10 protein-coding genes are annotated in these 21,683 nt (G+C 70.2%); 5 read left to right on the forward strand and 5 right to left on the reverse strand.

What is annotated here, in order from left to right:
- The first annotated feature begins 83 nt into the window (after nt 1-83).
- Complete coding sequence (locus ACIPSA_RS30760) at nt 84-6,425, forward strand: SDR family NAD(P)-dependent oxidoreductase (RefSeq protein WP_402640158.1); 6,342 nt, start codon at nt 84-86, stop codon at nt 6,423-6,425.
- 81 nt (nt 6,426-6,506) lie between these two features.
- Here the strand turns inward: ACIPSA_RS30760 and ACIPSA_RS30765 are convergent, their stop codons facing one another.
- The 5 genes from ACIPSA_RS30765 to ACIPSA_RS30785 form a co-directional block, all read right to left on the reverse strand.
- Nucleotides 6,507-8,693, reverse strand: a complete 2,187-nt coding sequence (locus ACIPSA_RS30765) for a thiamine pyrophosphate-dependent enzyme (protein ID WP_402640159.1) — start codon at nt 8,691-8,693, stop codon at nt 6,507-6,509.
- Nucleotides 8,690-10,243 carry an aldehyde dehydrogenase family protein gene (locus ACIPSA_RS30770; RefSeq protein ID WP_402640161.1) on the reverse strand — a complete coding sequence of 518 codons (1,554 nt, stop codon included), beginning with the start codon at nt 10,241-10,243 and terminating at the stop codon, nt 8,690-8,692. The genes ACIPSA_RS30765 and ACIPSA_RS30770 overlap by 4 nt, the downstream gene beginning before the upstream one ends.
- A gap of 29 nt (nt 10,244-10,272) precedes the next feature.
- Nucleotides 10,273-11,613 (reverse strand): L-lysine 6-transaminase, encoded by a 1,341-nt coding sequence (lat, locus tag ACIPSA_RS30775; protein ID WP_402640163.1) that lies wholly within the window; start codon nt 11,611-11,613, stop codon nt 10,273-10,275.
- Between the two features lie 136 nt (nt 11,614-11,749).
- On the reverse strand, nt 11,750-12,649 hold the full coding sequence (locus ACIPSA_RS30780; RefSeq protein ID WP_402640165.1) for an MBL fold metallo-hydrolase: 900 nt from the start codon (nt 12,647-12,649) through the stop codon (nt 11,750-11,752).
- Between the two features lie 378 nt (nt 12,650-13,027).
- Nucleotides 13,028-15,847 (reverse strand): LuxR C-terminal-related transcriptional regulator, encoded by a 2,820-nt coding sequence (locus ACIPSA_RS30785; protein ID WP_402640166.1) that lies wholly within the window; start codon nt 15,845-15,847, stop codon nt 13,028-13,030.
- Between the two features lie 346 nt (nt 15,848-16,193).
- Between ACIPSA_RS30785 and ACIPSA_RS30790 the strand changes: the two genes are divergently transcribed.
- The 4 genes from ACIPSA_RS30790 to ACIPSA_RS30805 all read left to right on the forward strand — a co-directional run bounded on the left by ACIPSA_RS30790 (nt 16,194) and on the right by ACIPSA_RS30805 (nt 21,540).
- Nucleotides 16,194-19,091, forward strand: coding sequence for a LuxR C-terminal-related transcriptional regulator (locus ACIPSA_RS30790; RefSeq protein WP_402640168.1), 2,898 nt, complete (start codon nt 16,194-16,196; stop codon nt 19,089-19,091).
- Nucleotides 19,092-19,360: 269 nt separating this feature from the next.
- A complete protein-coding gene (locus tag ACIPSA_RS30795; protein WP_402640169.1) occupies nt 19,361-20,212 on the forward strand; it encodes an alpha/beta fold hydrolase in 852 nt (283 codons plus the stop codon).
- Between the two features lie 192 nt (nt 20,213-20,404).
- On the forward strand, nt 20,405-20,836 hold the full coding sequence (locus tag ACIPSA_RS30800; RefSeq protein ID WP_402640171.1) for an OsmC family peroxiredoxin: 432 nt from the start codon (nt 20,405-20,407) through the stop codon (nt 20,834-20,836).
- Between the two features lie 197 nt (nt 20,837-21,033).
- Nucleotides 21,034-21,540, forward strand: a complete 507-nt coding sequence (locus ACIPSA_RS30805; RefSeq protein WP_402640173.1) for a hypothetical protein — start codon at nt 21,034-21,036, stop codon at nt 21,538-21,540.
- The last annotated feature ends 143 nt before the right edge of the window (nt 21,541-21,683 follow it).

Raw genomic sequence — 21,683 nt, forward strand, 5'->3', positions numbered from 1 at the left:
CCCCCTGCCTGCCCCGCCTACCGCGCGGCCTGCCACGCGGCACACCTCCCTCTCCCTGCGCAGCACCCGTTCTCACCTCTCCCATGGACGACAAGGAGACTCCCGTGGTCGTGGCCAACGACAAGCATCGCCCGCGCCTCGCGTACGCGCCCATCGCCGTCATCGGTATGGGCTGCCGACTCCCCGGAGACGCCGACTCCCCAGCCGCCTTATGGCGCTTGTTGGTGGAGGGCCGTGAAGCGGTGGGCGCTCCGCCGCCCGGCCGCGAGATGACCGGCCCCGGGGAGGCGGCGCCGACCGGCGGACAACCCGCCTTCCAAAGGGGCGGATACCTGAAGGACGTGGCCCGGTTCGACGCCGACTTCTTCGGAGTCGCCGGTCGCGAGGCCGACGTCCTCGACCCCCAGCACCGGCTCCTGCTGGAGGTCGTCTGGGAGGCCCTTGAACATGCCGGGTTGCCTCCCGACCGGCTCGCCGGCTCCCCAACGGGCGTCTTCACGGGCCTGAGCTACAACGACTACATGGACCAGCTGGCCGGCCAGCCCCAGGAACTCGAAGGCTCCATCCTGACAAACGGTCACTGCGTCGCCGCGGGCCGCGTCTCCTATCTCCTCGGCCTGCACGGCCCCAGCATCGCCCTCGACACCGCCTGCTCGTCCTCCCTGGTCGCCTTCCACCTGGCCTGCTCCGCGCTGCGCCGCGAGGAGTGTGACCTCGCGCTGGCCGCCGGGGTCACCCTCATGCTCGCCCCTCGCATCACCCGGTCCTTCGCCAGGATGGGCATGCTGTCCCCGACCGGGCGCTGCCACACCTTCGATGCCGCCGCGGACGGATTCGTCCGCGGCGAGGGGTGCGGCGTCGTCGTCCTCAAGCGCCTGGCCGAGGCCCGCAGGGACGGCGACCGCATCCTCGCCGTCGTCCGCGGGTCGGCCGTGAACCAGGACGGCCGCTCCGACGGCCTCGCCGCCCCGTCCCCCACCGCCCAGCAGGCTCTCTACCGCACGGCACTCGCCCGCGCCGGGGTCGACCCGGCACAACTCTCCCTGATCGAAGCCCACGGCACCGGTACCCCCGTGGGTGACCCGGTCGAGTTCGCCAGCCTGGCCGCCGTATACGGCAACGGCCTGTCGCCATGTGCTCTCGGCTCTCTCAAGACCAACCTCGGCCACCTGGAGCCCGCCGCGGGCATCACCGGGCTGATCAAGACCGTCCTGTGTCTCCAGCGCGGGATCATCCCTCCCAACCTCCACTTCACCCACTGGAACCAGGCCATCAACGCGGACGCGACCCGCTTCTTCGTCCCCCTCGATGCCACGCCATGGCCGAGCAAGCAGCCGGTCAGGCTGGCCGCCGTCTCCTCGTTCGGCTTCTCCGGCACCAATGCCCACGTCATCCTGCAGGAGCCTCCGCAGTCCACGCGCCGCGCCGGGCTGCCCGCCCCTCGCCGGCCCCGGACGGCACCACCCGAGGTGTTGCTGGTGGCGGCAGGATCCCACCGGGCCCTGCCGAGGGCCGCCCGCCGTCTGGCCGACTGGCTGGCAACGGACGGCGCGACCATCCCGCTGCGGGACGTCGCTCACACCCTGGCCCTGCGCCGCAGTCCCGGCCGAGGGCGTCTCGCGGTCATCGCCCGCTCCCGCAGTCAGGCCAGCGATGCGCTACGGCTGTTCGCCGACGGAACTCCGGATCCGGCCGTCATCGCCGGCACAGCCGATGTCACCGCCCCCCGCCGACCGGTGTTCGTGTTCTCCGGCCAAGGCTCCCAATGGCCCGGCATGGGACGCGAACTCCTCACCCGGAACGAGGCCTTCGCCAAAGCCCTGTCCGCCGTCGACACCCTCATCCGCAGCGAAGCGGGCTTCTCCGTCCTGGAACTGATCCGGTCCGGCGAACCCATCTCCGGATGCCCGCAGATCCAACCGGCCATCTTCTCCCTGCAGATCGCCCTGGCTGCGGCCTGGAAGGCCCACGGCGTCCAACCCGCCGCCGTCATCGGCCACTCCATGGGAGAAGCCGCAGCCGCGGTCGTGGCCGGAGCCCTCACCCTCGCCGACGGCGTCCGCGTCATCTGCCGTCGCTCGGCACTGCTCAAGCGGATCGCCGGAACCGGAGCGATGGCCAGCGTCAGCCTGGACCAGGCCACGGTGGAGGCCGCCCTGGCCGATGCCGGGACCGACGCCGTGTCCGTCGCCGTCCTGGCCGCACCCGACACCACCATCGTCTCCGGCGACGCCGACCAGATCGCCCATCTTGTCAGCCGATGGGAACAGCAAGGAATCCGGGCCGTTCCCATCGCGGTCGACGTCGCCTCTCACAGCCCTCACGTCGACCCGCTCCTGACCGATCTGCACCAGGCCCTGTCCGGTCTGGCCCCCCGACCGCCACAGATCCCCTTCTATTCCACCGTGGCCGAGGACCCACGGCACAGCCCCCTCCTCGACGCCGACTACTGGTGCGACAACCTGCGCCGGCCCGTCCGCTTCCACCCCACCGTGGCCACGGCCGCCCTGGACCGGCACCAGATCTACGTCGAAATCTCACCCCACCCCGTCGTCACCCAGTCGCTCGCCGAGAGCCTGGCCCAACTGGTCCCCGACGCCGTGGTTCTGCCCACGTTGCGTCGCGCACAGGACGAAGCCACCACCTTCCGAACCGAGCTCGCAACCCTCCACTGCAACGGCGGCACCGTCGACTGGGCCCCCTTGTACGGCGACGGGGGCTTGACCGACGCTCCCACCATCACCTTCGACCGCACCCGCCACTGGGCCGCCGGCCAGGAGCCGTCCACCGACACGGGGGCCCTGCCCGGCCGGCACACCGAAGTCCCCGGTGACCAGATCCGCCACACCTGGCGCGCCGCCGCTCCGGCCCGCCACCTGCCCTGGCTCCGGGACCACCGCGTCCACGGCACCTGCGTCCTGCCCGGCGCCGGCTTCTGCGCCCTGCTCCACACCACAGCCCGCACCGTGCTCGGTGGTGGGGCCGCCACGGACATCGACCTGAGCGGCATCACCTTCCACGACCTGCTGCGCCTGGATGACGACACCGACCTGAGCACCACCGTCACCCTCGCCACCGGTGAGCAGGCCACCTGCGAGATCCACTCCCGCAACCCGGACGGCTCCTGGCAGTTGCACGCCTCAGCCGTGGCCCGCCACGTTCTCTCGTCCGACGACACCCGCGCCGCGTCCGTCCCCGACCTCGACCGCAGGCACCCCGTCCCCCTCGACCCCGCCAGTCTCTACGCCAGGCTGCGCGCTTGCGGACTCGAACACGGCCCGGCCTTCATGGGCATCACCACTCTGCACACGACAAAGCGGCAGGACAGCTTCTGGGCCCGCATCCAGCTGCCGCCCACCGCCCGCACCCCCGAACCGGGCCTGAGCATCCATCCCGTCCTCCTCGACCTGTGTCTGCAACTGCTGGTCGCAGGAGCCGGCCACGAGACCCCACCCGCGCCGATCCTGCCGGTTCAGGTCCGCAGCCTGCGGATTCTCGGCGACCCCGCACAGGCCGTACACGCCCACGCACGGATCACCGAGAACAGCGACACGAAGCTCGCCGGAGACGTCCGCGTCCTGGACGCGCACGGGCGGCCGGTCATCGCCCTCGACGGTGTGCGTTTCATGCGTCGCGCACCTGCCGAAGGTACCCCCGTCGATCAGTGGTTCATGGAACTCGGCTGGCATCGCGTCCCCCGTCCCCGCACCGCCTCGGCCGCCGCGCCCGGAAACTGGCTCGTCGTGGGCGAGGGCGACGGCGAGGCCGAGCACCTGGCCGCATTCCTGCGCGCCGCCGGGGCACGGGCCGAGGTGCGGGAACTCCCGCTGAGCGAGGGCGGGCTCGTCTCACTGGCCGACGCCTACGGTCAGTACCTGGCCGCCGGAAGCGACTCCTGGCGCGGCGTCGTCCTGCTGTGCGGCACACCCTCGGCCCACGACACCGACCCCACCCACGGCGCACAGCAACGGGCACGGCGGCTGCTGGCCTTCGCCCAGGCCGCCGACGAGCACTGCGGAACATGGCGCCTGTACGCCGCCACTCGGCACGCGTACGCCGTCACCCCGGACGAGCCCGGTCATCCCGCCCACGGCACTGTGCGCGGCGTAGCACGCGTCATGGCCGTCGAGCAGCCTCGCATGCGCCCCACTCTCGTCGACACCGACCCCGGCGAGAGGGGGCTGCGCGCCCTGGCCGCCGAACTCCTCGCCGATGCCCCTGAAGACGAGGTCGCACTGCGCGGTGGCACTCGCTACGTCGCCCGCATCGACCGCGCTCCCGTCACGCCCACCGAACACACCGCCCGCACCACCCGGACGGTCCGGTTCGGGCAGGACGGATTCCGACTGCGCGTCGGACAGCTCGGCGATCTCGACAGCCTCGAGCTGGCCTCGACCGATCGTCGCCGACCTCGCAAGGGCGAGGTCCAGGTACGCGTCCAGGCAGCCGGTCTCAATTTCCGTGACGTCCTGACATCGCTCGGCATGCTCGGTTCGGAGCCGGTCACGCCCTACCGCATCGGCTTCGAGTGTGCGGGCGTGGTGAGTGACGTGGGACCTGGCGTGGACGACGTCCTGCCCGGGGACACCGTGCTCGCCGTTCAGCTCGAGGGTGGCGCGTTCGCTTCCTTCATCACTGTTCCCGCCACCGCTGTCGCCCCCGTGCCGCGAGCCTTCACGCCCGCCACGGCAGCGGGACTGCCCACGGCGTACCTCACCGCGTGGTACGCCCTGCGGCACGTCGCACGGCTCGCACCCGGTGAACGGGTACTGATCCACTCCGCCACCGGGGGCACCGGTCGCGCCGCGATCGCGGTCGCCCGCCTCCTCGGCGCGGACGTCCTCGCGACGGCCGGCACCAAGGACAAGCGGCGCCACCTGCGCGGCATGGGCATCCGCCGCGTCATGGACTCCCGTGCGCTGGACTTCGCCGAACAGACCCGCGAGGCCACCGACGGCCTAGGAGTCGACGTCGTCCTCAACTCCCTGGCCGGCCCCGCTGTCCGCGCCGGGCTCGAAAGCCTTCGCCCGTTCGGCCGCTTCGTCGAACTCGGCGTACGCGACATCATGGCCGACGCCGCACTCAGGCTCGCCCCGCTGCGCCACAACATCACCTTCAGCACCGTCGACCTCATCGAACTGCAGCAGCGGCGCCCGGAGTTGTTAGCCACTGTGCTGCGAGAGGTCATGAGTCACATTGCCGCAGGACGGCTCAAACCGCTGCTGTGCACCGAGTATCCGCTGGAGCGCGCGGCCGACGCCTTTCACCTGATGGCCCGTGCCGGTCACAACGGCAAGATCGTGCTGACCGTCCCCGACCGGGGAGAGACTACGGCTGTCCTGCCCGATGGCCCGTCCGTCGTACGCCCCGACGGCGCCTACATCATCACCGGAGGCCTGGGGGGTCTGGGACTGGCCACCGCACGCTGGCTGGCCCGGCAGGGAGCCGGCCGCATCGTGCTCAATGGCCGCCGACCTCCCTCGGTCGACACCGCGCGTGCCGTCAGCGACCTGAACACCGACACCACGGTCGTTCTCGGCGACGTCTCCCGGGACGGCACCGCCGAACAGCTCGTCGAGACCGCCACCGCGGGCGGTGTCCCGTTGCGCGGAATCGTGCACTGCGCCATGGTCCTCGACGACGCCGCGCTGACCACCACCCGGGACGACCAGCTCAAGCGGGTGTGGGCCCCCAAGGTCACCGGGGCCTGGAACCTGCATCGGGCCACGGCGGATCAGTCACTGGACTGGTTCGTTCTGTACTCCTCGATGAGTTCGCTGCTGGGCAACGCAGGGCAAGGCACATACGCGGCGGCCAACGCCTGGCTCGACACCTTCGCCACCTGGCGCACCCGCAACGGCTTGCCCACGCTGGCCGTCGACTGGGGTCCCTGGGGTGAAACGGGGCAGGCCGTCGACTTCGCCGATCGCGGTTACGAGACGATTCCCACCTGCAAGGGCCTGGCGGCTCTGCACTCCCTCCTCACCCATCGCCGGGTGCAAACCGGTGTGATTCCCGGCCCGCCCCACACCTGGATCCCCCGCGCGGCCGCGGCTTCCAGCCTGTTCACCCGCCTCGCCCCGGACGGCGCCGAAGCCCGGAAGGAATCCAAGACCAGCGGCTCGGACATCCAGGCCCGCCTCGAAGCCCTGCCCGTGGGCATCGCCCGCCAGACCGCCCTCGAGAGCTACCTCGCCGACCACATCCGCGCGATCCTGCGCACCGGCAGCACCACACTGGACCCGCACACGCCTCTCAAATCCCTCGGCTTCGACTCGCTGCTGGCCACCGAACTACGCATCCGCCTCGATACCGACCTCGCGGTCCGCCTCGCAAGCAACTTCATCTGGCAGCACCCCACCGTGGCCTCCCTCGCCACGGCCCTGATGGTTCACATGGGCCTGGCGCCGCAGGAGGATGCCTGACGCCCTGGGGGGGACAAGGTCGCCGAGAGCGCCGTACGGCGCTGTCGGCGACGCCCTTTGCTGATCGGCTCGGTCCAGCCGTCACCGGTGGGCATGCGGGCCTGTTGAGAGCAGCTCGACGGCTGCCCGCTCGACGTCCGCTTCTGACACAAGTACCAACTGCGCTGCATTCCCCAGCGGAATGAAGCTGTCCGCGCTGGCCACCCGTCGGACGGCGCCGGTGAATCCGGCGTCGACCAGGGCGGTGACGACTCCCTCGGACACGCCTCCCGTGCGGCGGGTCTCGTCGACCACGAGGACGCGTCCCGACGCACGAGCTTCCCGCAGCAGGTCGTCGACCGGCAGGGGTGCCAGCCAGCGCAGGTCGACGACCCGGCACGCGATGCCCTGCTGCTCCAGCCGCCGTGCGGCTCGAAGTGAGACCTGCAGGCCGTTGCCGAAGGTCACGAGGGTCAGGTCCGCACCTGTGCCATAGGTGCGTGCCCGGCCGATCGGTACATGCTCCGCGGGTGGCGGGCATGCGGCGAGCCAGGCGTTGTCCCCCTCCGAGTGGAGATCTCGCGCGTGGTAGAGGGCGATCGGCTCGAGGAAGGCGCTGACCGTTCCGTCCACCTTGCCGGCCGCCACGCAGGTGCGAAGCATCGCGGCGGCGTCGTCGGGGCGGGACGGGGAGGCGATAACCAGACCGGGAACGTCACGCAGGACGCCGAGCGCGTTGTCGTTGTGGAAGTGACCGCCGAACCCGCGCTGGTAGCCGTAGCCGGCGATGCGGACCACAAGGGGGTTTCGGTACTGGCCCTGGGAGAAGAACTGCAGCGTGGCGGCCTCGCCGCGCAGTTGGTCCTCGGCGTTGTGCAGGTACGCCAGGTATTGGATCTCGGCCACCGGCAGCAGCCCGGACAGTCCCGCCCCCAGCGCGAGGCCGAGGATGGCCTGCTCGTCGAGCAGGGTGTCGAAGACCCGAGCGGTACCGAAACGCCGCTGCAAACCGCGGGTCAGTCCGTAGACCCCGCCCTTGCGGCCGACGTCCTCGCCGAAGACGACCATCTCCGGGTAGGTGCCGAGCAGGTCGGCGAGTGTGTGGGTGATGGCCTGGGCGACGGTGACGGGCTCGCCCACGGGCGCGGCGGGTGGTTCGCTCGTACGGCGTACCGCGGCCGCCACGAGTTCGGGGCGGCGGGGGGCGATCGGGGCGGCGATTTCCGCGGCGGTGGTCAGGGGCTCACTGTCGAGGGCCTCCTTGGCGACGGCGAACACCCGCCCGCCCACCTCGTCGTAGCGGTCGAGAACCTGCTGCTCGGTGAGGACGCCGGTCGCTGTGAGCAGCCGGGCGGTGGCCAGCAACGGGTCGCGTCGCAGATCCGCGGCGACTTCGGAAGGCACCCGGTAGGCGGCTTCGGCGTCCGAGCCCGCGTGGCCGAGGAATCGCACCATCGACAGGTGCAGGAAAGCGGGTTGCCGGCTCTTGCGTACATGGGTCACCGCCTCGCACGCGGTGTCGAACGCGGCTGACGGATCGCACCCGTCCGCGGCGAAGTAGGCGAGACCAGGCCGGTTGCCGTAGGCGTGCCGCACCCAGTCGTGCGGGGTCGGAACGCTGATTCCCAGGCCGTTGTCCTCGCAGACGAACAGCACTGGCATCGGAAGGCCCTGGTAGGCCGCGTGGCAGGCGCTGTTGATGGCGCCTGCCGCCGTGGAGTGGTTGACCGAGGCGTCACCGAAGGAGCAGCAGACGACGGCATCGCCGGGCCAGGCGCACTCTGCCCCGAGCCGCTTGGCACGGGCGATGCTCCACGCCACACCGACCGCCCGCGGCAGGTGGGACGCGATGGTCGACGTCTGCGGGATGACGGCCAGTTCGCGACGCCCGTACACCTTGTGGCGTCCACCGGCGATCGGCTCGTCGGCCCCGGCGGCCACCCCCAGCAGCATGTCACTGACCGCATCGACGCCGCCGGCCTGCCGGGCGCGGGCGCAGTAGAAGGCGCCGGACCGGTAGTGCAGCAACGCCGGGTCGGTGGGGCGCAACGCGAGGGCGACCGCCGCGTTGCCCTCGTGCCCGCTCGATCCGATGGTGTAGTAGCCACGGCCCTGCTGCTGCATCCAGCGCGCGGCGGCGTCGGTGTGCCGGCTCTCCAGTTGGGCGTCGAACAGGTCCAGGGCGGTACGGGTGTCCAGCCCGCCACCCGGACCCGCGGCAGGGTCGGGAGACCGGAGACCGGCAACCGCCTCGCGGAAGTGCCGGTCCAGGTCCTCGACGCCGCTCACAGGCGGAAGGCCATGTCGGGCTCGAGCGTGGCCACGTCCATCTGCGCCTTCTGCAGACGGCCGGAGTAGTCCCAGTTCATCGACTGCCAGCGGGTGAACTGGTCGAGCACCCACTGCCCCGACTGGCGACTGCCGTTGCCCGACTTGCCGTTCCCGCCGAACGGAAGGTGCGCCTCGGCTCCGGAGGTGGTGTTGTTGACGCTGACCATGCCCGCGGAGATGCCGCGCCGGAAGGTCCACACCTCATGCGGATCGGTGGTGTAGATCGCGGCGGACAGCCCGTAGCCGTGGGCGTTGGCCAGGTCGAGGGCCTCGTCGAAGTCCCGGTAGGTGGTCACTGAGACGATGGGGCCGAAGGTCTCGGTGAGGAACAGGTCGTCGTCGCGGCGCACTCCGTCGACGATCACCGGGTGGTAGAACATGCCCGCCTCGGGGTCCCCGACGAAGCCCTTGCGCGGGTTGTCGGCCGTGATCCGCCCGATGCCGTCGGAGCCGTAGGTGCGGTGGTGGTCCTTGATCCACCCGAGGAAGGTCTCATAGCGCCGCGCGAACCGCTCGTCGAGCATCGGGCCGTAGAGGACGTCCTCGAACGCGTCGCCGATCCGGGCCGCGTGGCTCGCGGCGTGGAAGCGGGCGAGGAAGCCCTCGTGCACCGACTCATGGACGATGACCGTCCCCAGGGAGGTGCAGCGCTGGCCCGCGGTGCCGAATCCGGAGAACAACGCCCCCTCGACCGCCAGGTCGAGGTTGGCGCTCGGGGTGACCACCTGGGGGTTCTTGCCGCCGAGCTCCAGGCACGGGGTCTGCAGGTGGCTTCCGCACAGGGCGCCGATCTTCTGGCCGACGAGCGTGGACCCCGTGAAGCCGACCTTGTCGACCAGCCCGGCGTCGAGGGAGGCCTCCAGACCGGCGTACGTCTGCTCCCCGTCGGCGAGTACGAGGTTGAGTACGCCGTCGGGCAGGCCTCCTCCGTGCACGAACAGCTCGAAGAGGGCCTTGGCGCTCGCGGCGGCGTACTCCGCGGGCTTCCACACCACGGTGTTGCCGGTCACGAGCGCCGGCACGAGGTACCAGGCGGGAACGGCCACCGGGAAGTTGCCCGCGGTGATCACCGCGACCGCACCGACGGGGTTGCGGAAGGTGAACAGCTGCTTGTCGGGCATCTCCGAAGGCACCGTCTGCCCGTACAGCCGGCGGCCCTCGCCCAGGAAGAAGTCGCAGGTGTCGATGATCTCCTGGACCTCGCCGAGTGCCTCGGTGAACGGCTTGCCGATCTCTTCGGTCACGATGCGGGCGAGCCGGTCCTTGTTGGCTTCGACGAGCCGGCCGATCTTTCCGATCGCGGATCCGCGCACCGGTGCCGGGATGTCCGCCCAGGACCGCTGAGCCGCCTTGGCGGCCTTGGCTGCCTCGACGAACGTCGAGGCGTCCCCGAGCGAGACCTCGGTGACCAGCTCGGCGGTACGACCCGGATTGGGGCGCTGAAGAGTCCCGCCGGGAGCGCCGGCGACCAGGTGGCCGGCAACGATCGAGGCGACGGAACGGGCCATGGATTTGCTCCTTGTCGGCTGGTACGGGGTCAGTGCAGACCGGCGAGGATCCGGTCGAGGGCCCGCAGGGCGATGCCGAGCTCGTCCTGGGTGATGGACAGGGCGGGGCGGAAGCGCACCGAACGCTCACCGCACGGCAATGCGATCACCTGCTCCTCGGTTCGCAACCGGCGCACCACCTCGTCGCGGACGCCACTGTCGGACAGATCGATGGCGCTCATCAGTCCGCGCCCCCGCGAGTTGGACGCCACCGGTGCGTGTCGGACTTCCAGATCACGTAGTTCGGCCAGGAACCACGATCCCACGGCAGCGGCATGGGCCACCAGATCGTCCCTTTCGATGATCTCCAGGATGCGGCGTGCCCGGACCATGTCGACCAGCCCGCCGCCCCAGGTGGAGTTGATCCGCCCGGAGACCCGGAACACGTTGTCGGGTACCTGGTCGACCCGGCGGCCGGCCATGATCCCGCCGAGTTGGACCTTCTTGGCGAAGGCGACGATATCCGGCTGGAGGCCGAGTTGCTGGTAGGCCCAGGTGGTGCCGGTGATTCCCACCCCGGTCTGCACCTCGTCGAGCACGAACAGCGCGTCGTACTCGTGACAGAGCGCCTGCATCGCCCGCAGGAACTCCGGGCGCATGTGGTTGTCGCCGCCCTCGCCCTGGATCGGCTCGGCGATGAAACAGGCGATGTCGTGCGGGTTGTCCTCGAACGCTCGCCGCGCCTGCGCGAGGGCCCGTCGCTCGGCCTCCTCGACCTCGGCCAGGTGGCGCTCCAGGGGGAACCGCACAGCGGGTACGTCGATGCGCGGCCAGTCGAACTTCGGGAAACGGGCCGTCTTGTTGGGCTCGGTGTTGGTCAGCGAGAGGGTGTAGCCGCTGCGGCCGTGGAACGCCTGCCGAAGGTGGAGCACCTTGGTGCCGAGCTCGGGTGAGCGGCCTGCGGCCTCGTTGTGGCGGCTCTTCCAGTCGAACGCCGTCTTGAGCGCGTTTTCGACGGCGAGCGCCCCACCCTCGACGAAGAACAGTCTCGGCAGGTCCGGATCGCCCAGCACCCGGGCGAACGTCTCGACGAACTCGGCGTAGTGCGTGGTGTAGATGTCGGGGTTGGCGGGCTTGTTCGCCGCCACCTGCGCGAGCAGGGTCATGAACTCCGGATCGTCCACGATGCCCCGCGCGTTGAGCCCCAGCGGAGCGGACGCGAAGAAGGAGTAGAGGTCGAGGAACTTCTCACCGGTGCGTGCGTCGACGATCCACGAGCCGTGACTGGCGAGCGGGTCGAGCACAAGTTTGAAACCGTCGGTCAGCACATAGCGGCCGAGCCTCTCGTGCACCTCGTCCGGGTGGACCGTCGACGCAGCAGCAACCGTCATGGAGGCACCTACTCTCGATAGCCGTTCACCGAATATTTTTCGCTGAATACGAGTAGCAGCGGAAGTATTTTAGGTACAACGCGACGATTGCCACAAGGTTTCGTGCACCGGTAGGTGCTCACGGCTCTCCGCGTGCTCACAGCCAGGCAGCGACGAGGTTCTGCCACGGGTCGCCGCCCTCGCGCGCGGGGTACAGCCCTCGTGAGCTGACCCACAGAACGGTCGCGCCGAGCCGTTCGGGGTAACGCTCGAGCATCGCGTGGAAGAAGGCGACCGGGGTTTCCTGAGTGGCCAAGGCGGCCTCGGCGTCGTCGAGATATCGGCGGGTCTCGGCGATGAGCCGTGCCGCGTCGTCGTCGAGGTTCTTGTTCTGGTGGCTTGCCACGATCCGGCGCGGCTCCAGCGCGGCGACCGAGTCGATGGCCTTGCGCCATGCGCCGAGGTTGCCGTCGGCCGCCTCGCCGAGGTACAGGTGCACACCGTTGTAGATCACGTCGCCGGCCACCACCAGATCCAGGTCAGGCACATGCAGCACTGTGCAGCCGTCGCTGTCCGCGTGTCCCACGTCCACGATGCTGAGGTCGTGTCCCTCGACGGTGATGCGGTTTCCGGGAACCGTGACGGCCGTGACCGGGGACGGCGGGATCTGCCCCGGCCACATCTTGTCCCACAGCGCCTGCCTGGCAGACACGTTGTTGTGCATCTGCTCGATGGTCCCGGCGGAAGCGACCACCTGGGCGCCGAAGCGCTCGGCGAGCGTGCCGGCGGTGAACCAGTGGTCACCGTGGCCGTGGGTGGCGAAGATGTGCGTCAGCCGCTTCCCGCTCGCCTCGACCCAGTCTCCGACCGCTGCCGCCTGCTCGGTGGTCAGGGGCGGGTCGACGAGCACGGCGTCCTGCCGGCCGTGGATCAGCGTCACCGCGATGGGCTGGTAGAGGCGGGGTTCCCCGTTGGGCAGCAGCCCGGGGACGCTCAGCGGGATCGGGTCGGCGACGAACACGTCGTAGCCGAGGCCAGGGTCAGGGACTGTGGACACGGTTTCTCCTTACAGACTGTGGTTGCCGACGCGACTGGTCGAGGAGCCGGGCGACATCGTCCGCGAAGCCACACCGGTACCGAATCACCGCGCCGGTGTCGGCCGTGCCTGTGCGTTTTCCTCCGGCGAGCGACATGGTTTCCCGAGGCGGCAGACCGTGAAATCACCTGAATGGGTGATCGGTGCTGGATACGCTTCAGACGACCGGGACCGAGACCGGCCAGATGGTGGCGGGTGCCATTCCAGAGCGGCTCCAGGCGCGCCATCGGGGCACGGCCACGAACCAGGCACCGGCGCTGTCGGTCGAGGCGGGGCTCCGGCCTCTCCTTGGGCCGGTGGCCCCGCCTCCACCGCGTTCTCGTGGACCAGCGTGCGGCTCTAGCTCTGGCTGGTCGGCACGGCAGAAGCCCCGGCGTCCAGCGCTCCGAGGCGGGCCAGTTCGACCCGGGACTTGATCCCGAGCTTGGAGAAGACGTGCCGTAGGTGGCTGTTCACCGTGTGCGGCGACAGGAACAGCCGCTCGGCGACCTCGCGGTTGGTCAGTCCCTGGGCGACGAGCCCGGCCACCGACTCCTCGGCAGCTGTCAGCGCGGCCCAGCCGCGAGTGGCCGGTTCACGGACGACGAGCCGCCGCCGGATGCCGAGGTCGCGCAGTCGGCCGCGGACCCGCCGGGCGTCCCAGACCGCTCCGAGGTCCGTGTAGCGGGCAAGGACCTGCCCCAGCGCGGCCACTCCGGCCTCGTGGTCCGAGGTGAGGAGGCAGATGCCGAGATCCTCGGTGGCCATGGCCCACTCCAATGGCCGACGGCACCGCTCGAAGCCGTCCGCCCCGGCGCGCAGCTCGCGATCATCGTTCGCCAGCAGGCCCTGGACGTACGCCCGCGTCGCGGCGATCACCAGCGAGCCGGGGTTCACGGCTGCGCGGCGTCGTACGTTGACCAGCGCGAGTTGTGCCAGCGAAGTGTCCCCTGTCGCGGCAGCGATTCTGGCCAGCACCATCTCGTCGGTGACGTCCTGCGGGAAGCGCGGAAGGGCTGGTTCATCAGCGAGACCCGCCAGCCAGTCGCGTGCCGCGTCCATGTCGCCGTCGCCCATGGCGGTCAGTGCGAGCGTCCAGGCGGCATGCTGCTTGACCACCGGCGTTCCGAGGTCGAGCAGCACTTTGCCGATCTCGCCGGCCCGGCGCAGCTGACGGGTGTCGGCCATGTGCATGGCCGCTCGCGCCATCGCGCAGAGCCCTGCCCCGTCCAGCGCCGCTACGGCATTGGTGCCGTCCTCGAGCTCGAATCGGCCTTCGAGGACGGCGGCAGCCTCGGAGATGCGACCGAACCGCAGCCACAGACGGGCCTGCCAGGTCTCGTACATCGCATAGATCCAGTCCTGGCGGTCGCGCTGTGCCGAGGCGAGCCCTTCCCGCGCGATCGCGAAGGCTTCGTCCTCCCGGTCGAGGTGGGTCAGGATCTCGCCGCAATACATCTGGACCATCCGGATCCGGGTGTTCTCACCCGCCGCCAAGCCCTCACGAGCCGTCTTCGTGAACAACTCGACAGCCTCGTCGAACCGTTCGTCGGCGTATGCGATACCGGCCTCGGCGACGCCGAGGACGAGTGACGCACGGGGATCGCAAGTCGCCGCCACGGCGACGCGCGCCTCATGGGTCGACCGCCGCGCTTCCTCGATCCGCCCGGCGACCAGGAGGTTGTAGGCCAGGCATGCCAGATGCACAGCCCGTAGCGGCAGCGAGACGTCCGGAAGGCTGAGCGCTCGCCGGCAGGCCTCGGCACGGGCATCGGGCGAGATGGCGAACATGCCGGCGATGCTGAGCCGCACTTGCGCTTCCTGCTCGGCCGGCAGGGTGTCACGCAGTGCGGCGTCGGCGAACCCGATGGCCTCGCCGGAGTTCCCGCTCGTGTGCAGCGCTACGGCGGTGACGCTGACGATCTCTCCCCGTTGCGGATGCTGGGACGGCGCGAGGTCCAGTGCCCGGCGACCGAAGTCCGCGGCGGTGGCGGCGTCGGTGGAGACAATCGCCTTGGCGGCCTGCAGCAAGGTCGTGATCGCTACTTCGTCAGCGGGCTCGGCGCTGGCAGCCAGTTGGTGCGCGACCTCCACGGGAAGCGCGCCGCGTTCCAGCAGGACGGTCGCGGCTTGGCGGTCCAGTGCGCAGCGCGCGCTCAGCGGGACACTGGCCCGTACCGCTTCGCGAGTGATGTCGTGCCAGAACGCCAGGCTGGCGTCGCGCTCGATGAACAGGTCGGCGTCCAGCAGTTCGCCGACCGGCGCGAGGAGGTCGGAAGTGGGGCGGTCGAGCATCCGCGCCATGTCCGTGAACGAGAAGCGCCGACCCAGAGACGCCGCGACGATGACCGTATCCCGGGCCGGTGTGGACAGGAGCGCCAGGCGCTCGCGCATCTTGTGGGCGACGCGGCGTGGCAGGTGGATGTCGCGGACGTCCGCGAGGCCGTCGGCGATCTCGACGCGTTCTTCCTCGCGAAGGCCCAGGAGCGTCTCGACAAGAAGAAACGGGTTGCCGTCCGCCTGCTCGGCCAGCGTGAGGACGTTGCGGCCGGGCTCTGCGCCGAGAATCTCCCCGGTGATCGCGGTGACCGCGTCGTTCCCCAGCGGGCCGAGGCCGACCTTGCACAGGTCTCGGCTTCCGAGGTAGTCAAGGGTCCTGGCGATCGGCGTCGCTTCCGGAGCCGGCCGCGCGGCGATGATCCAGGCGATGGGGACGTCGCGCAGCCGAAGCGGCAACTCGCGCAGCGCCGCCGCCGTGCCGGCGTCGACCCAGTGGGCGTCGTCGACACACACGGCGAGCGGTGACCGGAGGGCGCTCTTCTCGAGAAGGGCTTCGATGTCCCGAAGAAGCCAGAACCTCTCGGTCGGTTGCGGCTGCGCCGGTGGTAACTCCTTCCGGGAGAGCAGCGGTTCGCGTCCATCGAACAGTGCTGACAGCAGTGTGGACATTTCGACGGCGCTCTCGTTCGGCTCCGCCGTGACGCTTCCGGTTCGGATCCCCAGGCGATCGGCGACGGCCTTGGTCTCCGCCAGCAGGCGGGTCTTGCCGATGCCCGCGCCGCCGGTGACCATGACGGCGGTGCCGCCTCCATCTGCGACCCGCCGGAGCTCGTTCTCGATGAGTCCGAGCTCGCCGGACCGGCCGCGGAGTTCACAGGGCCACCATCGTTGGCTGTTCATCAGCCGTCTCCTTCGACCCTTTGCCGACCGAAGCCAGACGATGTGAGTGAAGTCGATTCCTCGACGCCGACCCACTATGTGTCGCAGCGCACTCGAGACGATCAGTGCGCAAGGCTACCAAGCAGGTGAGATCGACGACACTGCGCGCCGCCGATCTGCCCTCCGGCGGGCGGAGTTCGTCCGTGGGTGACGGCGAAGAGTGGGTGGATCACGTCGGTGGCCTTGCCGCGCAGTGCGGGGCCGCACATGACGTATGGCTCGATCGAGTGATTCGGCGGGGCTGGTCTCCGGCCGATTCTTGGGCACCTGGGTCGGCGGCAGCGCAGATGGTGCGGGAGGCAAGACCATGGTCAGCACAGTGAACGGCCCGACGGCAGGCGTGGGTTGCGGTGGCGCCACCACGTCGCGGCCGACCAGGCGGTCCGTGCGGGGAGACACAGTTCCACGGCGGGTCAGCGCTGCCGGTATCCTGCGAGGCCGTACGGAGGAGATGACGACGGCTCTGCACAAGCTCCGTGCGACCGCGCGCGGCGGACACGGGCAGATCCTGATCGTCACCGGGGAGCCGGGCATGGGCAAGTCTGCGCTGGCCCACGCGATCGTCGCCGAGGCGGGGGCACTGCGCTTCCGGACCGGTGCGGCCAACGCCGACGCGATCGGACAGCTTTCCCCTGGGGCTCCGCTCCTGCTTTCGCTGCGCCACGGTCCTCGTCCTCTGCTCAGCGGCGAAGAGCTGGCGGACCTGGTCGCTCAGGTGGACGAACCGTTGTTGCTCCTCGAAGCGGTCGGCAACCGGCTGGAGACCGCCATCGGCGCCGGCCCCGCCCTCCTGCTGATGGACGATCTGGAGGGAGCGGACCAGCTGACCCGGTTCCTCCTACGGAGCCTCCCGTTCCGGCTGGCGTCGTTGCCCATCGTGTGGCTGCTGGTGGGGCGTACGGCACAGGACACCGTTCTGAACGACCTGAGTGCCCTGAGCGGCTCCCGAGCCGGCCAGATCGCCGTCGAGCGAATGGAACTGCAGCCACTGTCGACCGAAGCGATCCTGGACATCGCCCACGACCGGCTCGGTGCACCGCCGCCTGCCGCTGCCGCCGGCCTCCTGGTGCAAGCGGACGGCAGCCCCTTCCTTGCCATGCAGGTCATCGACACACTGACCGGCACCCGTGGGAGGGTCGACGAGGTGCCCGCGCCCTCCACGTCGATGTCGGCGTCCGTCCCCCGGCAGGTGGCCCAAGCGTTGCACCGCACGCTGCTCGACCTCGGCCCGCGGGCCGTGGACATGATCCAGGTCCTGGCTGTCCTCGGCCAGCCGGCGACGCCACATGACGTTCAGGAGTTGACCGGCCTCTCCCCCGTGGAGACCGCCGCCGTGCTGGACGAGGCGATCGGCAACGGTGTGCTGGACCGACGGGACGGCAGGATCGAGTTCCGGTACCGCCTGGTGCGCAAAGCGGTGTACGCGGACCTGACCGAGCCGACCCGGCGCGCGCTGCACCGCCGGTGCGCAACGCAGTTGGTGGCCGACGGTGCCGAGAGTTCGCTGGTCGCCGTCCACGCCCGGGAAGGCATCGAGCCCGGCGAGACGGAGTGTGCGGCAATCGTCCTGCGGTCGGCGGCCGAGCTGGCGGCGGCGACGCCACAGATGGCCGGCGAACTGGCCATGACGGCATTCCGTGCACTGCGGCCCACCGATCCGGCATACCTCACCCTCGGCGAGCAATGCGTCCGGGTCCTGGGCCTGGTCCAGCGCTGCGACGACGCGATCGCGGTCGCCGATCTGGTCCTGGCACACCTGGACGACGGGGAGCCGATGGGGCGAATCGAGCTCGTGCTCGCCAGGGCTCTGTGGCTGGCCGGCCGCTGGGAGTCGTCCTCGGTGCGGTGCGCCTCGGCGCTGGCCAGGTCCGACTTGAACGTACCGACGCGGGCCCGGCTGACGGCCCTCCAGACACTGGTGGAATCCCGCCTGCAGGGGGCCGGGGCGATGCGTCCGCAAGCCGAAGCGGCGCTGGCCGAGGCCCGGCGGCTCGATGACCGCGAAGCCCATGTCGCCGCGCTGCACGCCCTCGCCGAGATCACCCGCAACAGTGCCGACCACACCGGCTCCCTGTCGTACTTTCGTCAACTACGGGGCGAGTCCCAGCCGGTGTTCTTCGCCCAGGAGATCATGGCGCTGCAGCATCTCGACCGCTATCGCGACGCCGAGGCGCTGCTGAAGCAGGCCTGGAGCGAATCCGCCGGGCTCCCGGCCTCGGTCCCGCCGGCCCTGCTGTACGCGCAGATCTTGCAGGACTACGACCTGGGCCGGCTGGACGATGCCGAGGCAGGCGCCCGGGCCCTGCTCGCCCTGGCTCGGGAACTCGGCTCGCGGATGTACGAGTTGGAGGCGGCGTCGATCGTGAGCATGGTCGCCTTGAACCGAGGGCGGTCGGACGATGCCCGGAACGAGCTCGCCCTCGACGGGAACGGGCCGACCGCCGCCGACGAGGCTCACGCGCCGCCGCTGCTGCTGACCCGCGGCTGGCTGACCGCTGCCGAGGGCGAGCCGGCCACCGCGATCCGGGTGTTGTCGCCTCTGGTGCGCTCGGCCCGCGCCGAACGCGACGCCTGGCCCTGGAAGCCGGGCTGGCTGCCGGTCCTGGCGGCGATCGGTGTCGCCGACGAGGACGCGGCGTTCCTCGAAGAGGTGCAGTCGCTCGCCGAGATCGGCGCGGCCAGGAATCCCGGCGTGGCAAGTTTCGAAGGAATCGCGGCGCATATCCAGGGCCTGGTCCAGCGGGACGGTGACCTGCTCCACCACGCCGTCGACGTCCTGGCCACCGGACCCCGTCCGCTGCTCCTGGCCGGGACGCGGGAGGACCTGGGCAGACACCTGCTGGGCGAGCAGCAGCGCTCCGCCGGGATCGCGCAACTGGACCAGGCCTGGGAGGCGTATCGGCAGGCCGGTGCGGTCGGCCCGATGCTTCGCGTCCAGCAGGTGCTGCGCAAGGCCGGTGTCCGGCGCGCCGGCTGGGCCGCCACCGAGCCCGGCCCGGCAGTCGGGTGGGCGGCGCTGACCGAGGCTGAGCGCACGGTGGCCCGCCTCATGGGCACGGGGTACTCCAACAAGCAGGTCGCTGCCGAGCTGAGGGTGTCCACGAACACCGTCGGCACCCATGCCCGGTCCATCTTCGCCAAGCTCGGCGTGCGTTCCCGGGCCCAGCTGAGCAACCAGTACCACGACCAGATCGTGGGAGCGTGAGGACAGCCAGGTGCCGGCCTTCTGACGACCGGGACCGCGCGCCCTCGTTTCGCCTCACCTGTTCGCGTGATGTCAGGGCCGAGGGACGTGGTGGTCTGCTGGGGGACGAAACGACGAGCTCGTGCCGTCGTCCACCGGCACGTACCTGCACGAGCGGCTGCCGTACAGCCGCTTGATCGCCATCGACTCCCACCACTTCCGCCGGGAAGGGCGGGCAAGCCCACGCCGTCATGCCCGTCGTCGCCACCAACCGCACAGAAGGAACGGCAATGGAGCACAGCATCAAGTACCTGGACGTCAAAACCTCGACGGTCGAGGGATCGAACGGAGTCAGCTACGCCTACCGGCGCCTGGGCCCGCAGGGCGGCCGGCCGCTGGTCCTCCTGCAGCATTTCCGAGGGAACCTCGACAACTGGGATCCCGACCTCGTCGACGCGCTGGCGGCCACGCGCGACGTCATCGCTTTCGACAACGTGGGAGTGGGCGCGACGACAGGGTCCACCCCCACCACGATCGCCCAGATGGCCGACGACGCGATCGTCTTCGTCGAGGCGCTCGGGCTCGACACGATCGACCTGCTCGGGTTCTCCATCGGCAGCTTCGTCACGCAGGAGATGGTGCTCACGAGGCCGTCACTGGTGGCGAAGCTGATCCTGGCCTCGACCGCGCCCCAGGGCGCTCCGGGCATGCACGGCTGGGCGCCCGACATCATCGGCGCGATCGGCGAGCCGGCCACCGACGCCGAGGGCATGCTCCACGCGTTCTTCACGGACTCTCCCACCAGCAGGGCCGCCGGCGAGCGGTTCCTGGGCAGGATCTTCACCCGGACCGAGGGCCGCGACGAACAGACCACCTGGCAGACCCGGAACGCCCAGTACGACGCGGTCCTGAAGTGGGGTACGCCGAACTTCGGAATGCTCCAGCGGCTCGCCGCCATCGAACGGCCCGTCTTCATCGCGAACGGGAACGACGACCGGCTGATCCTCTCCTGGTTCTCGCACCTCACCGCCAGCCTGATTCCCGACGCGTTCGTCAAGCTGTACCCGGACTCCGCCCACGGCTTCCTCTACCAGCACGCGCAGGCGTTCGCAGCCGACGTGCACGGGTTCCTGGACGCATAGGCCCCGCCGAAGAGCCCGCCGACACCGGGACCGCGACCGGTTGATGGGGCCGGACCAGCCGCCGTTCTGGCGGTTCACCGCGAACGAGCGGTTCCTGTTCGTTCGCGGAACGCAACCTGAACGAAGTCGATGAGACGGAGGGGGACTTCCTCGGGCGACTTCGCCGACCAAAGCACCGGTATTGGAGGACACATGCCTGTCTCAAAGGCACACGCGACCTGGCACGGCGACATTCCCAGCGGTTCCGGTGACTTCACCGCCGGCGACAGCATCACCGGGGGCGTCACGTACAAGTCCCGCTTCGAGGGCGGCCCCGGATCCAACCCGGAGCAGCTCATTGGTGCGGCTCACGCCACCTGCTTCTCGATGGCGCTGGCCAGCACGCTGGCCGGCGCGGGCTTCCCCGCCGAGTCGATCGAGACCTCTGCCTCGGTGACTCTGCGGCCGATCGACGGCGTGCCGACGATCACGAAGATCGAGCTCGTGACGGAAGGCCGGGTCCCCGGGGTCGGGGCGGCCGAGTTCCGTGAATTCGCCGACTCGGCGAAGGCGAACTGCCCGGTCAGCCGCGCGCTGGCGGGTGTCCCCGAAGTCACCCTGCAGGCAACTCTCGCCGGTGAGTGAGGCCTTCGGCCCTCTCGTCGCTGAGCGGAGCGGTGCGCCGACGAGCTCGATGCGCCGGTGTCGGAGACGTTCTCGGGGAGGTCGACGCGTACTGCCGGCCTTCCCTCCGGGTCGATGTCTGATCCGCGAAATCCGGCGGCACCGTGCCACGGCCCCGTCAGGCGGCGGCACCTCATGGAAAGGCGCCCGAGATCTTGGTGAGCGAATACGTGCTCCGGATCCCCCTTGAGCGGCACGTCCTCAACACCCGACGATCTTTCACGGCCGTCATCGAGGACATCAGCGATGCCATCGGCAGCTCCGAGGCAGGCGGAGAGCGGCATCATCTGACGACGTCGGCCGGCCGCAGACTTCTCGTTCGACGCGTCAACGGCACACCGGCTCCGGCCAGTCTTGTCGGAATCGGCGAGCTCGACATCGACCGTGCCTGGGTCGGGGAGCAGGAAGCCGGCCGTCTGCTCCGGCTGCTCGTCGACATGCCGGCAGCCTCCGGGGACCTGGTCCGGTTCCTGCCGGATGCCGGCGCATCCTGTCCCGCGGCGATCCTGGTCCAGCAGACAGCCGACGACGGCACGCGGCTCATCTACGACTCTGTCGCCAGCGCCGTATCCGTCTATCAGGACGAACACTCCCTAGCCGTCGCCCGTGGCCTGGACGCCGAGGTTCTGGCCCTGCTGCGGCGCATCGCGGCGCGCGACGGATGAGAAGCACTGCTTGGTCGCCGTGCTACCGGCCCACCTGCCCTCCCTGTGCCGCAACAGCCTGCGCAGCACACCCCCCCATTAGGGCAAATATTCGATCACTGCGAGTACTGCGTGTACCGCGAGTTCTCGCTCTCCCACCCCCC

It is taken from the genome of Streptomyces sp. NPDC086549 (assembly GCF_044746205.1).
In the GTDB taxonomy this organism is placed as follows: domain Bacteria; phylum Actinomycetota; class Actinomycetes; order Streptomycetales; family Streptomycetaceae; genus Streptomyces.